The sequence below is a fragment of the Alphaproteobacteria bacterium genome (assembly GCA_033762625.1).
Taxonomy (GTDB): Bacteria; Pseudomonadota; Alphaproteobacteria; order UBA9219; family RGZA01; genus RGZA01.
This window is the reverse complement of record JANRLI010000016.1, coordinates 137480-151749: the sequence shown is the minus strand read 5'-3', so window position 1 is coordinate 151749 and position 14270 is coordinate 137480. Positions and strand designations below refer to the sequence as shown.

At 50.2% G+C, this 14270-nt stretch carries 18 protein-coding genes; 8 read left to right on the top strand and 10 right to left on the bottom strand.

The features are described from left to right. The first annotated feature begins 180 nt into the window (after positions 1 to 180). Entirely contained in the window at positions 181 to 1056 is an 876-nt protein-coding gene (locus tag SFW65_08365) for a hypothetical protein (GenBank protein MDX1923125.1), read from the top strand. Here SFW65_08365 and hemW read toward each other — a convergent pair. Continuing rightward, a complete protein-coding gene (gene hemW / locus SFW65_08360) occupies positions 1053 to 2216 on the bottom strand; it encodes a radical SAM family heme chaperone HemW (GenBank protein MDX1923124.1) in 1164 nt (387 codons plus the stop codon). The genes SFW65_08365 and hemW overlap by 4 nt on opposite strands. Next, positions 2213 to 2899 (bottom strand): RdgB/HAM1 family non-canonical purine NTP pyrophosphatase, encoded by a 687-nt coding sequence (rdgB, locus tag SFW65_08355; GenBank protein ID MDX1923123.1) that lies wholly within the window; start codon positions 2897 to 2899, stop codon positions 2213 to 2215. Before rdgB ends, hemW begins: the two co-directional genes overlap by 4 nt. A 197-nt stretch (positions 2900 to 3096) precedes the next feature. Here rdgB and SFW65_08350 point away from each other — a divergent pair, with 197 nt between their 5' ends. The 4 genes from SFW65_08350 to SFW65_08335 all read left to right on the top strand — a co-directional run bounded on the left by SFW65_08350 (position 3097) and on the right by SFW65_08335 (position 7327). Then, the gene (locus SFW65_08350) at positions 3097 to 6117 is read left to right on the top strand and encodes a hypothetical protein (GenBank protein MDX1923122.1); all 3021 of its coding nucleotides are present in this window, start codon (positions 3097 to 3099) and stop codon (positions 6115 to 6117) included. A 150-nt stretch (positions 6118 to 6267) separates the two neighbouring features. After that, positions 6268 to 6555, top strand: coding sequence for a hypothetical protein (locus SFW65_08345; protein ID MDX1923121.1), 288 nt, complete (start codon positions 6268 to 6270; stop codon positions 6553 to 6555). Positions 6556 to 6796: 241 nt separating this feature from the next. Beyond that, complete coding sequence (locus tag SFW65_08340; GenBank protein MDX1923120.1) at positions 6797 to 7033, top strand: hypothetical protein; 237 nt, start codon at positions 6797 to 6799, stop codon at positions 7031 to 7033. A gap of 9 nt (positions 7034 to 7042) precedes the next feature. Beyond that, complete coding sequence (locus SFW65_08335; GenBank protein MDX1923119.1) at positions 7043 to 7327, top strand: hypothetical protein; 285 nt, start codon at positions 7043 to 7045, stop codon at positions 7325 to 7327. Here SFW65_08335 and rph read toward each other — a convergent pair. The 4 genes from rph to hisF form a co-directional block, all read right to left on the bottom strand. Further along, positions 7324 to 8040 (bottom strand): ribonuclease PH, encoded by a 717-nt coding sequence (gene rph, locus SFW65_08330; GenBank protein MDX1923118.1) that lies wholly within the window; start codon positions 8038 to 8040, stop codon positions 7324 to 7326. The genes SFW65_08335 and rph overlap by 4 nt on opposite strands. A gap of 23 nt (positions 8041 to 8063) precedes the next feature. Beyond that, on the bottom strand, positions 8064 to 8429 hold the full coding sequence (locus SFW65_08325; GenBank protein MDX1923117.1) for an HIT domain-containing protein: 366 nt from the start codon (positions 8427 to 8429) through the stop codon (positions 8064 to 8066). Positions 8430 to 8523: 94 nt separating this feature from the next. After that, the gene (locus SFW65_08320) at positions 8524 to 8853 is read right to left on the bottom strand and encodes a phosphoribosyl-ATP diphosphatase (GenBank protein MDX1923116.1); all 330 of its coding nucleotides are present in this window, start codon (positions 8851 to 8853) and stop codon (positions 8524 to 8526) included. A gap of 88 nt (positions 8854 to 8941) precedes the next feature. Next, positions 8942 to 9703 (bottom strand): imidazole glycerol phosphate synthase subunit HisF, encoded by a 762-nt coding sequence (hisF, locus tag SFW65_08315; GenBank protein ID MDX1923115.1) that lies wholly within the window; start codon positions 9701 to 9703, stop codon positions 8942 to 8944. 100 nt (positions 9704 to 9803) lie between these two features. Here hisF and SFW65_08310 point away from each other — a divergent pair, with 100 nt between their 5' ends. Continuing rightward, complete coding sequence (locus tag SFW65_08310; protein MDX1923114.1) at positions 9804 to 10250, top strand: hypothetical protein; 447 nt, start codon at positions 9804 to 9806, stop codon at positions 10248 to 10250. A gap of 7 nt (positions 10251 to 10257) precedes the next feature. Next, entirely contained in the window at positions 10258 to 10614 is a 357-nt protein-coding gene (locus SFW65_08305; protein MDX1923113.1) for a hypothetical protein, read from the top strand. Positions 10615 to 10616: 2 nt separating this feature from the next. Here SFW65_08305 and hisA read toward each other — a convergent pair whose 3' ends face one another. The 4 genes from hisA to SFW65_08285 all read right to left on the bottom strand — a co-directional run bounded on the left by hisA (position 10617) and on the right by SFW65_08285 (position 13574). Then, on the bottom strand, positions 10617 to 11348 hold the full coding sequence (gene hisA / locus SFW65_08300) for a 1-(5-phosphoribosyl)-5-[(5-phosphoribosylamino)methylideneamino]imidazole-4-carboxamide isomerase (GenBank protein MDX1923112.1): 732 nt from the start codon (positions 11346 to 11348) through the stop codon (positions 10617 to 10619). A gap of 140 nt (positions 11349 to 11488) precedes the next feature. Further along, positions 11489 to 12091 (bottom strand): hypothetical protein, encoded by a 603-nt coding sequence (locus SFW65_08295; GenBank protein ID MDX1923111.1) that lies wholly within the window; start codon positions 12089 to 12091, stop codon positions 11489 to 11491. Between the two features lie 233 nt (positions 12092 to 12324). Then, the gene (hisH, locus tag SFW65_08290) at positions 12325 to 12978 is read right to left on the bottom strand and encodes an imidazole glycerol phosphate synthase subunit HisH (protein ID MDX1923110.1); all 654 of its coding nucleotides are present in this window, start codon (positions 12976 to 12978) and stop codon (positions 12325 to 12327) included. A 44-nt stretch (positions 12979 to 13022) separates the two neighbouring features. Next, positions 13023 to 13574, bottom strand: a complete 552-nt coding sequence (locus SFW65_08285) for a hypothetical protein (protein ID MDX1923109.1) — start codon at positions 13572 to 13574, stop codon at positions 13023 to 13025. A gap of 400 nt (positions 13575 to 13974) precedes the next feature. Here SFW65_08285 and SFW65_08280 point away from each other — a divergent pair, with 400 nt between their 5' ends. After that, on the top strand, positions 13975 to 14265 hold the full coding sequence (locus SFW65_08280; GenBank protein MDX1923108.1) for a hypothetical protein: 291 nt from the start codon (positions 13975 to 13977) through the stop codon (positions 14263 to 14265). The last annotated feature ends 5 nt before the right edge of the window (positions 14266 to 14270 follow it).

Sequence of the window (14270 nt, the reverse complement as noted above, 5' to 3'; positions counted from 1 at the left end):
GCTTAAAATATTCACCATGAAAGTTTTGCAATTCCTATGATTTTGGTCTAGTATGTCGATATTAGGCTTAAAAGTTTACTGTATGCGTCGAATTTAGTGTTTTAAATCAAGCGGTTGGAAATGGCCCACAGGGTCAGATTTAACCAGAGTTTTTTAAAGTTTTTTATTATAGGCGAGTTGATGAGTAGAAGTGCATCAATACAGCGAACATGGAATGGCCGTATGGCGGTGCCGCGCCCTGATGACTCTGCTCTTGCCGCGCACCACTATCAAAATGAAATGCTGTTGATGGGACATGATCCCGTCAATTCACCGCGCAGCAGTACGCTTTATAACCGAATGATGGGCAGAGGTGTGCGGCAGTACCGTGAACTCATCTCCACGACTGAAGGTACCAATATTCCGATTGTATTCTATTCGAACGGCAAGGATGATTATTACCAGCAGATGGTTCAGGCCATTACACGTGTGCAGTCCCGTGTCCGTACGGTGCGCAATTTGCACCCGATTGTGAATTTGCGCAAAGCCGCGACGCTGAGTGGCGCAATCAATAATATTGAGTTCCGCGGAATATCGCCGAGCTTCCATGACGCGAGCTTGAATAATGTGTATTTGAACACCCATGGCGCAGCAGGATTTGGTAGCAATACACGCGGTAATGTAAAATTGGGCCCGAATATTTTTGATCATACGAATTTTGCCGGAAGTGCTTTGACCATTGAAGCAAGTGCCGGAACGCGTTTGAATAATGCACGCATACATAATGCCTCGCTGAATGTGCGCGGTGCCGTAACGCCAGATATTTCCGGAGCGCATGTGACGGGCGATAGCAGAGTGGGTGGACAAAACATCGGCGGTATTGTTGCAGCTGCGCGGCATACACTTGAATATGCAACACAAGTTGCCCCGCGCGTTCTGGGCAGTGCACACACAATGTTCAATGATATGATCCGCACGGGTTCGGAAAAGATTGCCGCCGTAGCCGAGCATTACAATTTCCAAGGCCGTGCAAGAAATCGTGACCATGATCAGTGGCCTGCGCCGCATCCTGTTTAAGCCACCAGTTTTTCGGTCAATGCATTTAGCATCATCATTCCCTGCGGCGTGGCGCGCAAGACCTTATCATCTTCGATTAGAAAATGTTCGCTGATATAAAAATTCTTATTCGCTTTGTTCAAAAACGCATCGAGCGGTTCGCCGTATCGCACTTGCCAATCCGCTTTATCGATGCCGGAAAAAAGCCGCAGATTCATCAATAAATGCTCGGTTTTCTGGTCTTTTTGCGATAATTCGGTTTGGGTTTCAAGGCCGATTTTTTTGGCTTCCACTTCGCGTAGCCACATCTCTGGTGCACGCAGTGTATTGGTCGAGAAATAATGATCGTTTATACTCACGCGTCCCATTCTTACTCTACCATGCGCGCCGGGGCCGATGCCGATATATTCATCGTAATGCCAGTAGGAAAGATTATGCCTGCTCTCCTCCCCTCGCCTCGCATGATTGGAAACTTCATAGGCAGGAAGGCCTGCATCCGCGCAGATATCCTGTGTTAGGCGATACATCTCATCCGCAACATCATCCTGCGCGGTAAAGCGCTGGCCGGCAGCCGTTTTTTGCGCAAACACCGTGCCGGGTTCGATGGTGAGTTGATAAAGTGATAAATGCGCGGCGGCAAGTTTTAGTGCATCGCGCAGTTCATGTTCCCATTGCTGCAAGGTTTGGTTCTTGCGTGCATAAATCAGATCGAAGGAATGACGCCTAAAAATCCGCTGCGCCATTTCAATCGCGCCAATGGCTTCCGCAACGCTGTGTTCACGCCCCAACGCCTTTAAATCTGCATCATTCAGCGATTGCACGCCAATGGATAGGCGGTTGATACCCGCAGCTTCAAAGCCTTTGAATTTTTCTGCTTCCGAACTGGTGGGGTTGGCTTCGAGGGTAATCTCGATATCCGCTGCAAAGCCAAAACATTTTTGCGCTTCATTGAGCAGCAGCGCGACATTGGACGGCGCGAGCAGGGAAGGTGTGCCACCCCCGAAAAAGATCGAGGTGAGGGGACGCGCATTAATCCGTTCATGCCAATAGCGCATTTCGGACAGCAACGCATTCACCATGCGCCGTTCATCGATGCGCGCATTGACGTGGCTGTTGAAATCGCAATAGGGGCATTTGGCTAAACAAAAAGGCCAGTGAATGTAAAGCGCGAGAGGTTTCATCCGATTTGTTTTTTCAATTCCAAAACGGCACGCGCGCGGTGGCTGTAATTGTTTTTTTCGTCCATGGTCATTTCGGCAAATGTTCGGGTATCACCATCGGGAATGAAAATGGGGTCATACCCATGGCCGTGATCACCGCGCGGCGGGAAACATAGCTGACCTGTAATTTTTCCTTCTGCCATATAGGTTTTTCCGCTTGGCAGGGTAAGGGCAAGCACGGCAATAAACGATGCCGTTGCGCCATTTGGATTGATGTTTTTCTCTTCAAGCATGGTTTGAATTTTTTGAAATGCAGGATTTGTTTGGCGCGACTGCTCTGTTCCCTGTTGGTGCGAAGCCTCTGTGCTTCGCACAACCGAACCTGCACTTGGAACAACCGCACCTTCGCCTGTTTCTTTCATCCATCTCGCGGAATAAATTCCTGGCTGGCCATCCAGTGCATCAATACTCAATCCGCTATCATCCGCAAGCGCGGGAAGCTGCGCGGCAGATGCGGCGGCACGTGATTTGAGCAACGCATTTTCGGCAAAGGTCAGCCCTGTCTCTTCCGGTTCGGGTAAATTCAATTCTCCCGCCGATAGCAGGTGTAGGCCATCTTGGTTAATCAAAACCGCGAATTCTTTAACCTTACCTGCGTTATGTGTGGCGATAACCAGTTTTTTTTCAGCGAAAAGGGGTGTCATGTGTGCGTCTGCTCCAATCGTGGTTAATATAGCGTTAAAAGAAAATGAATGCTTGGTAAAATTAACGTCTTAGTTAGCAATATAACGCATAATTTAAAGGCATTTAGAGCATTTGGCGAAAATTTTGTGCCGATGATTTTTTGCTGTGAATAAACACAGTAGATAAAATTTTAGATTTTATTTTTTTACGAGACGTGATGCCACCAAATTTCGGACCGCATATCACCGATCAACATAGATACCGCGCGCGCGGTGTCGTTGACGCGTTGTGGCATCCGCGTGACGAAGACGATCCGGATAATAATTACAACACCAACAAAATCACCGAAGCGGTAATGTCGCAATTACCGCGCGCACAACATGCACATGCGCCGCATGTGATTGCTGCGGTTCAAGGATTGCTGCGTGGGATGAACCCCAAGGATGCGCGTGATTTTCTTCATGCCCTACAGGTCAATGCGCAATCTACCAATGCGGTGACGATTACCGACAATGCGATTGAAAGCGAGCGGCTCAAACAGGAAGAAATGACCCGCAAGGTGCAACAAGAGCGCCAGCAGGAAGCACGCACCCAGGAAGAAAAAATTCGCGCGGCATGGATACGTATTCGTGCAGCAAATGTGGGCTCTGCCGAAGCGATGGCCGCTGCCGCCTTGTTGCTGGGAGGCAGCGACAAGATTGCAGCAGCATGGGCAAATTATGAACGCAGACGACGTGGTCAGACAGCGGAAGCAGCCTTGATTGCGGCAGCGTATTCCGATGGGTTTGTACCGGTAACCGGTACACTCAGTGGTAACATGTCGCGCGGCGTGGGCGATGATGTGGGTTCATCCGCGGTGCTTGCCGCAGCAGCTGTGAGCACCGTCTATATTCCGCCGTCGCATTATACTTCGCGCTATCGTCCAGAGTTTGACGTATATGGCCCGCCAGCGCCAGAGCGTGATGTCTATGGACCGCCAGCGCCACCAGCCTATGTTGATCCGCGCGGCGAAGAAGAGCGTAGAAAAGCAGAAGAGATTGAGAAACAACGTGGCGTTGTGCATGTCGTTCCCAATGTGGTGACGCGCATTGATCCGAAATCGAACGCACCGTTTTCTGCGCCGCTTATACAGCAAGGCGATACGCGCACCGAAGAAGAACGCCGCGAAGCGGAACGGATTGAACGCGAGCGCGGCGTTGTGCAGCAGCCCGGCGCTGTTACACGTGTTACACCTTCTGGCGCACCATTTTCGCAACGGATTGACGCTGATCCGCGTACGCCTAGCCGTCGCAGAGAAGCTGAGCGAATTGAACAAGAACGCGGCGTTGAACAAGCGCCCGAGAATGTCACCGATATTGATCCGCAATCTGGCGCCCCGTTCTCGCGCCCGCGTGCAAGCTTAACGGCAACACCAAGCGTCCCGAGTTTGCTGAGACCGTTCAGCAGAGCGCCGCAGAATTTTTCATCACGGCCAACCGCAACACCAAATTATTCCACACCAACATCTTCGACGCCAAGCGAAGCAGCAGATAACACACCGAGCGAAGCACCTGTTTCAACGCCAAGCTCGGAGCCAAGAACTGCAGCGCCAAGCTCTGCGCCAAGCGCAAAAGCAGAAGCAACTCCAAGCGCAACACCCTCTGGAGTGCCACGCGCAGAACAGGTTGAACCACAAAGCCCGGGTATTCTGGACCGGGTCAGAGGTTGGGGTAGAACGGTTTGGGGCTGGTTTAGCCGTTCTGAAGAACCAAAAGCTGAAACACCGACCGCTGCACCTTCCTCCGCGCCATCATCTGCGCCGAGTTCAGCGCCGAGTTCATCGCCGAGCTCGGCACCAACTTCCGAGCCAACACAGGCACCAACACAGGCACCATCATCTGCGCCGAGTTCAGCGCCAACTTCCGAGCCAACACAGGCGCCGCGTTCAACGCCAAGCGTTCCACGTTCATTCCGCCGTTTCTCGCGTTTAGAAACGCCAACGAATGCAACGCCAATTCCGCCAAATGCGCTGCTTCATAGAGAGCCGGAGCGCCCGCGGGTGGTGGTGGATGAAACTGTTCCGCCAACGATTGAAAACGATACACGCTTGCGTGGCTTTAGCCCCGGCATGGAAGGCCTTATTGGAAAGGATGATGGTACCATCTGGAATCCTCTACGCCGTCCGGATGGAACATGGACAGCTGAAATTGTGAAGGGTAAGGACCGCTATGTTCGCAATTCACAAGGCCAGTATGTGTTGGAAAGCGACCCGACCAAATTCTATCCTGGAACGGAAGAGCCATTAACAGCAGTTGCAAATGCCCCGACATCTGCTCCTTCGTCTGCGCCAAGTTCAGCACCATCCGCATCGCCATCTGCCGTGGCAGACCAATCTCCAACTTCAGCGCCAAGCTCGACACCTTCAGCTGTGGCAGACCAGTCTCCAACCTCTGCGCCAAGCTCAACGCCAACAGCGACACGCACGATTGAACAAAAGCATGGCGGGCCATTGGTTACAGAGCGACAAAATGGCGTTGAACGCACAACCTTCACATCGAATGATGATGGCGGACAAGTGATATGGACACGCCACCCAGATGGCCGCGTAGAACATGTAAGTGTGGACCGCGATGGTAGAGCTACTATCCGTACCAAAGGATTGGATGGCCGGATTACAACGACACAAGTAGATAATTATAAGCCGCAGGATTTCCAAAGCGTTGCTGGATTAACCCCGTCATCAGTGCCGTCATCAGCGCCGTCATCAGCGCCATCATCAGCGCCATCATCAGCACCGTCTTCCACTCCATCGGCGACAGTGGGTACGCCAAGCGGCGTTCCTACAAGTACTATTGTGCTCGACCCAATCGAGGTTGAAGCTGATAGTACACCAAGCAGCACGCCGACGGCTGGGCCGATGGCATCGGTTGTGCCGCGTGGCTTAATGTCGCGCCGTAATCTTGCAAGTTTGCCAAGCCATAGCCCGATTCTTCAGTCGCAAAGCTCTACCGCGCGTCTGGCAACTTTCAATACCATTCAAAATGCCGCGCCACATGTTATTGAAGGTACGCCATCGGCTGCAAACACGGTGGTTGCATCAACGGCAAGCAGTGCGCCAAGCTCGGCACCAAAACCGGATCAGGTCGCGGCAGCATCGCCATCATCTTCGCCGTCATCAGCACCAAAACCGGAACAAGTAGCAAGCGCAACAGCCGCGCCTACAGCGCGTCCGGCATCAGCTGGTCCCCGCGTAGCATAATAATGGTCACTTAAGGCGTATGCTTAAGCGCTGTTAAGCATAGTTGGCGATAAATATTTTTCTAAAGCGCATATATATATATGTGTCCTTAGCGATTTAGTGATGAACATTTGATGTAATACAAATTCGCATTTTATAAATGGGGCGAATTTGAAAAAACCCACTTACGGCGCCAATGAAGAGCAACAGCTTCGCCAGATGCTGCGTGATGAAAACCGCTTGTTGAAGCAGGAACTGGCCGAGCAGCGTCATGTGTTGCAAAAACTGCAAACCGAAGTGAAGCTGCTTAGCGCCGCATTATCGCTGGTGAATGAAAAGGCCGCCCAGTTGCAGCACGCGCAGACTATGCGCATCGCCGATATGCAATTAATGATGTACACCATGGCCGATAAATATATGCCGGGTAACGAAGACTTCCTTAACAAACCTTCACACTAGTTCAAAAAATGGCAGTATTGCTTGTGTCTGCCGAGTTTTTTGATGCACTGCTTTTAAAATAATACATGGTTTAGAGACGTGAAATTAAGTTTCTAATAACCGTATCTGGGTAAACTGGAAGCTGAAATATCAAATTTTAGCTATGTTGATTTACCGTTTTTAGGGATGCGCGGAAGCCATGTTTGGGTTTGGAAAACGAAGACCACAAAGCGCATTAGACGAATTAAAGGAGCGCCTGAGCTTGCCTGACATTAAAAAAGCAGAAAGCGCGGTTCTTGATTTTTATCAGGGACGCAACCCGTATGAACATTTAAAGGGCGAGTGGCCAGAACCCTACACGCAATTTGTCAAAGGGTTTGCGTATGCGCTGGATCGTTGTAAGAAAGACGGAATTGTAGATTTTAATCGTTGTGAACTGATTGCATCGAGTTGCGGTGTAAGTTTGGCCAAAGCGGCCGTTGGCAACCGAGCAGCATAAGGATTAGTGATGTCATTTTTTCAAAATCTTCCCCGTCCCGCTTCAGATGCTGCGAATAGCAGCCTAACAGGGCGTTTGGGTGAACCGGGCGCGGCCTATTTAATGGCAAAAATGAAGGTTCAAGCCATGACAGATGAGCAGGTATTGGCACATAAGCAAACACCAGGTTTTGGCATCATGCCTGCTATAGCTGAAGCGCCTGTTGAAGGTGCGCCGCGCGGCAATGCAAGAATACAGCAGGCTTCGCTGGAAACGCCGTTCAGATCGGCGCCCAAAGGCCCACTCGACGCTTAACCTAAAATCTTTTTCTGTTTTTCCGTTAGCTCGGCAATGCCTTTTTGCGCAAGGGTTAATAGCTGCGTGAATTGTTCCTGACTGAACGGTTTTTCTTCCGCGGTGCCTTGAATTTCCACAATCCCTTTTGCGCCGGTGAGTACGAAATTGCTGTCGGCTTGCGCGGTGGAATCTTCGGCGTAATCCAGATCGAGCACGGCTGCGCCATTATAAATGCCACATGAAATTGCGGCGACGGTATCGGTTAGCGGGATTTGTTTAATCTTGCCGCGTTTAAGTAAGGTCTGGCAGGCAAGGTGAAGCGCGACATAGGACCCCGTGATGGATGCGCAGCGCGTGCCACCATCGGCTTGCAATACATCGCAATCCAGCTTGATCTGGATTTCGCCAAGGGCAGCGCGGTCAGTAATCGCGCGAAGACTGCGGCCAATCAGACGCTGGATTTCCTGCGTGCGACCGGATTGTTTTCCTTTCGCGGCTTCGCGGTCGGTGCGTTCCAAGGTTGCACGCGGCAACATGCCGTATTCGGCAGTGACCCATCCAAGGCCCGTGCCTTTGATGAAGGGGGGAACTTTTTCTTCCACGGTTGCTGCGCACAGCACATGGGTTTCACCGCATTTGATCAAACAACTGCCTTCGGCATATTTTGCAAAGCCGGGGATGAGTTCGATGGTGCGAAGTTGGTCAAGCGCTCTGCCGGATGGGCGTGTCATGGGTTTTCTTTTCTAAATGGGTTTTAAGGTTGCTTATTTAGCATCGGGCCGAGCGGACGGCCAGCCAGAATATGCACATGGTAATGCGGCACTTCCTGATGCGCATTAACGCCGCAATTGCTGATGATGCGGTAACCTTGATGATGCGCGCCAAGGGTTTCGGCAACAATGCCGATCGCTTTAGTAAAGCCCGCGCTTTCTTCCATGGTGGCGCGTTTTGCAAAATCAGCAAAATCGATGAATTTGCCTTTGGGAATAACCAGCGCGTGAATCGGCGCTTGGGGGTGGATATCGTGAAAGGCGAGGGCGTATTCGCTTTCATAAATTTTCTTGCACGGAATTTCACCAAGCAAAATACGCGCAAAGATGTTGTTGTTATCGTAGGACATATCAAATCCTTTTTTCGCTTTTCGCTCTGTTCCGCTGCGCGGAACAACCGCTCGGGCGATGTTATGTTATAGTCAACCAACCGTGCCTGTGCGGTTAATCCCCGCCCTTTTTGTGCTTCTTGGCTTCTTCGCCGGAATAGCCCATGCGGTCTTTGATCACGACGGCAACATCGGCGGGTGCAATGCCCACATCGGCCCATACGACCAACAGGTGATAGAGCAGGTCGGCGGATTCTTCGGCCAGTTTGTGCTTATCGCCGCGCATCGCTTCGATGACGCTTTCCACGGCTTCCTCACCCAGCTTTTGCGCAATCTTGGCGCGGCCTTTGGCGAATAATTTTGCGGTGTATGATTTTTCCGGATCGGCTTTTTTGCGTTTTTCGATGGTTTCGAATAATTCGTTCAGGATGGATAGATCGGACATGATTTTCTATGTAAGTGTTATTTGCCATTCGCTCTGCGTCTGCCGCTATCGCGGGTGACGCAACCGCTAGGGCAAGTTAAGTCTTACGTTAAATTCTAACAGCTACGCCGGCCTTTGCCAAATGCTGCTTTGCTTGTGCAATTGTGAAGGTGCCAAAATGGAAAATGCTGGCGGCCAGAACCGCGCTGGCGTGGCCTTCACGCACACCATCCACCAAATGATCAAGCGTGCCGACACCGCCCGATGCAATCACGGGAATGTTCACGGCGTCCGCAATATCACGCGTCAGTTTCAAATCGAAACCGGACTTCGTGCCATCCTTATCCATGCTGGTGAGCAGGATTTCGCCCGCGCCCAAGCTTGCCACTTCCTGCGCCCATTTGATGGCATCGCGGCCGGTGTTTTCGCGCCCGCCTTTTACATAAACATCGAACGATCCTTCGGGATTGCGCCGCGCATCAATCGCAACCACGATGCATTGGCTGCCGAATTTTTCTGCGCCTTCTTTGATGAGGGCAGGGCGTTCCACCGCGCTGGAATTCATGGACACTTTATCTGCGCCGCATAGTAATAGTTTGCGGATGTCGTCCACGCTGCGCACACCGCCGCCAACGGTCAGCGGCATGAACACCTGTTCCGCTGTGCGTTGCACGACATCATATAATGTGGCGCGGCCATCCGAACTTGCGGTGATGTCAAGAAAGCAAAGTTCATCCGCGCCCTGTGCATCATAGGCTTTGGCCTGTTCCACGGGGTCACCTGCATCGATCAGATCAAGGAAATTGATGCCCTTGACCACGCGGCCATTTTTCACATCAAGGCAGGGAATGATACGGGTGGTGAGGGTCATAAGATGCCGTTATTCAAGGCGTATTTCAAATTAACAGTGTTTCAATGCGCCCAATTTAGACTATTTGCCAACACATTAGCAACACGCGGTTATAGGACGCATGGCCGATTTAACAGCCCAAGACCTTGCCAGTATTACCACCATCCAGTTAGCAATTTCGCGTACGGGCGCGGTTGAGCGTTTTGAACAGGCGCTTGCGGCGCAGGCGTGTTATGTAAAAGCGTTGCAGAACAAATATGGCGAAGGCATAGGCAATATCCCTTTTAATATTGCCAATAATTCTGCATTGGCACCTGACGAAAAACTGAGGTTGCAACAGCTGAACACCCAGCATCAAGGCAGCATTGCGAATCTAGTTTCCGAAGCCGAGCGTGCTGCAAAGCAATTAAACATTGAAGACCGTGAAGCGGGCAACCCGCCCATGAGCTTATCACTGAGAGCGGTGAATAATATCACCAGTAGTTTTACGCAAGCATCATGCATGGAACTGTCCAGCCTTCAGTCAAGCAAACGCCCTTTGCCGCGCACGCCGATGATGGGGGCTTAAACCTGCTGTGTTAAACACAATCACACCACATAAACCGCTTTATCGTATTGATGAAGACCGCACAGAAACTAACCCTGATGGCAGTACAAAATCACCCGCCGATATTGCATTTTATCCTGACCGCAATAATCCAGAATTTAGATCAATACAAACTCAGATGCGTGAGATATATGGTGGCGCTCAGGTTTATGAATTTGATGGGAAAGGTAAATCGATGGGACTTGTTACCGCGCCAGGAATAAATATGCGCGGCGCGCTCAGCGATATTATGCAGATATATAGAGACGAAAATAGAACCGATATGGTTGATGCGATTAGCGAAGCATTAAAGCGTTTTAATACAGCACCATCACTTCGACCGTAATTTTAAGCGGCTTTTTTCAATAATGCCAGCGCTTCAGCAATTTGAATGCGGCCATCGTAAATCGCGCGGCCGGCAATAACGCCGCAAATGCCGGTTTCTTCTTCTTCCTTCAACTCGATCAAATCCTGCATGGTTGAAACGCCGCCCGATGCAATGACGGGGGTGGTAAGGTGTTGCGCTAAATTCGCGGTGCCTTCCACATTCACGCCTTGCAGCGCGCCATCGCGGTTGATGTCGGTATAGATAATGGCGGCAACGCCGCAATCTTCGAATTTCAATGCAAGGTCTAATGCCTTGACGCGGGTTGCTTCCGCCCAGCCCTGCACCGCGACATACCCTTCGCGTGCATCGATGCCCACCGCGATTTTGCCGGGGAATTTTTTGCAGGCGTCCTTCACGAGGTCAGGATTTTGCAAGGCGGCGGTTCCCAAAATCACGCGGGTCACGCCTTTGCTCAACCACAGCTCGATCGTATCCATGTTACGGATACCGCCGCCCAGCTGCACCGGCATGTTCACGGTTTTCAACACCGCTTCAACCGCGCTGGCGTTAATCGGCTTGCCTTCAAACGCCCCGTTTAAATCAACAAGGTGGAGCCATTCAAAGCCCAGACTTTCGAATTCCTTCGCCTGCGCTGCCGGATCTGCGTTGAATACAACGGCTTGTTGCATGTCGCCGCGTACAAGGCGAACGCATTCGCCGTCTTTTAAATCAATCGCTGGGAATAAAATCATGGCACAGACTTTTAAAAAAGGTGTTTCGTTGGAGGGTTAGAGCATTTTCCGCTGTTTTCGCCAATTAAAAAATAAAAAACCGCCCAAGGATTGAGCCCAGGGCGGTTTAGTAATGCGATTAATACCTTAAATAAGCGGTATTATTTTGCGCCAGTAAGTGCAGGGGCTTCTATGCCTTTGGCTTGGGGTTTTGGCGCAAGCGGTTGCGCGCCGGGTACTGGAATACCAAAGGAACGGATAAGACCATCAGCTGCTGGAACGCTGTCAACATCGGCAGCCAGATGTTTGGCAAGGAAGTTGAATGCGCCGGTGTTGTAACCCGTGATCGAAATATGGGTCACGCCCGGGAAGCTTTCGGCAACTGCTGGCAGCACCTGTTCTTTGAATGCGCGTACCAGATTGATGTTTTCTGAAACCACTGCATAGACTTCCAGCGAATTATAATTGCCACGACGTAGCAGCACTTTGTTAGTATTGGCGATGTCGTTGACGGGCGGCGCAATTTGAATGATCACATCTTCGCGTGATGCATTGGCGATTGCATGCAGAATGCGGCCTTCCATTTTAGCGAAAGCGTTCACGCCAGTTGATGGAAAATGACCCAGCGTATTGAACCCGATGAGTGATGTTCTTACCGCTTCGTTTTGTGCGGCAACCTCCGCGATGGTTGGATCAATTTGTGATTTTGAAGGAGCGTAGGATTGTGGTTCTACATCGTCATCATTATCGGGGCGTGCGCTCATAGTAATACTCCGTATTAAATATCTGCTTTAAACTTTGAATAAAAAATTATTACAAAAATCCGGCAGCGTTGGTTTGAAAGAGGCTTGACGCTAACAAGCCAAAAAGGCCTTGCCTAGATGGTGAAGTCCCATAATTACTTTCAAGGATGTGCATTATCTCGCAATGCAAAAAACGAAGTACAAATAAAAGGTTACAAAAAAACTAGTAACTCTTTTTTTTACTTTTTTCTAATTTAGGGCGACCAGTTAATAAAATTGCGTACCAATTGCTGGCCGATTTTCTGGCTCTTTTCAGGGTGGAATTGTGTGCCGGCAATATTGTTTTTGACAACGGCGGCGGTGAAACTGCCGCCGTAGTTACACGCGGCAAGTTCGTGATTTTTATCTTCTAAAAATAACGCATAAGAATGCACGAAATAGACGTAAGGGTTTGTGGGCAGATCTTTGAGTAGCGGGTGGTTTGGTTTGGATGGGGTGATGGTGTTCCAGCCCATATGCGGGATTTTTAAATCCGGATTGTTGATGGGTAATTTGCGCACTTCACCCGAAAGCCAGTTCAGCCCCGCATGCGTACCATGTTCCAACCCACGCGTTGCCAATAATTGCATGCCCACGCAAATGCCGAAAAACGGTTTGGCTTTTTTAATCACCGCTTCGTTCAAGGCTTCGATCATGCCGGGAACGGATGATAACCCCTTCATGCAATCGGCAAATGCGCCTTGGCCCGGTAATACAATGCGGTCGGCTTTTAAAACATCTTCTGCTTTATTGGTGAGGATGACGCGAACATTGCCCCGAATATCAGATGCGTCCGCCGCGGCTTTTTCAAACGCCTTGGTCGCCGAACGCAAATTGCCGGAGCCATAGTCGATAACGGTAATGAGCATAAACCCTCTGGGAAGAAATTTATTTCAAACCGTATTGCTAGCCGTTAAGCGCGCCCAAGTGAAGCAGCTCTTTTAAGTAGGCCAACGAACGCAGCTAAATAGCCGGGGCGTTCGACCGGAGGAGTTGGAATTTCGCCAGCTTTATAAGATGCAATGCGGTTGGCTGCCACGATGCGTAATGGAAAATCAGCAGGCGCATTAAGTTGATCGAGATGACCAAGTGCACGACGAGCGGCATTTGGACCACCCGTTTTCAGGCGGGTTTCATATCCTTCTTGATCGCCGCCATGTATCCAGCGGTCTAGGGCTTCGCCCCAGCGTTCAGCCGCTTCTTTCAAAAAAGGCATGTTACGTTCGGTGATGCGTTGCGGAATTGCGGCATTGAATGCAAGGGTGCGTGCGCTATCACTCATATCCGGAATGCGTGAGAGTGCGGAATGGAGTTTACCCCATATTTCGATTTGGCGGATATCACCGCAATCGGCAAAATAGGATACAGAGTTTTTGAGAACATTAATCGCAAAACCAGTTGGTGCGGCATCCGGGCGCGTGTCATGGGCAAGACGATATGCTGCAATCGTCAATAAAATTCCCATTTTTGCGTCCGGTGCGAAACCGCGTTGGGTTGCATGCGGGCCATAATGATCTGGAAAAAAAGACCCTAATTGACTTTCAAAAGCCGGCGAAGATTGACCCGTGCGTAGATGCTTTAGAAGATTGTCCCCGAAAACCTCTATGTTATCAAGGGAGTGGGCGCGAAGATGAAATTGCTCTGCGGCACGTTTAAAAAAGTCGTCCATTAAATTCCTCTTAAAAAATACATAATGAAATTTAACATGGCAGAGGAGGTCAGCAATCAAAACAATAGTTTCGAGTATAAAAAAGCGGTTTTCAGAGCGATTTTTACAACAGTAAACCAACCTTAACCATGTTCTTTAACTGTATATCAAAAGCTCGAGGCTAAATTAGGCTCTGGGCATTTTTTAAGGATGGTGCATGGCTGGTTCATCGAATGAATTACCAAATCCGAGTGAAGCGTTTTTGCAATACTTCCGGACGCTGACTAACCCGCGGGTTTCGAGTACGGCGGTGGGATATGATATTGGAAAACGTATAACAAATGAGAGTCTTGAATCCAGCTATGGTCGCGCGGTCGGTTCGGCAGTCATAGGCACGGTCATGACCGTTGTGGGCGGGATTAAAGATGCTGGCTCTGTAATCTTGAACCGTGGCTCGTTGCCAGAGACGGATGTAAGTAAAATTTATAAGCCCGCCGCACCCAAATAAGCCAA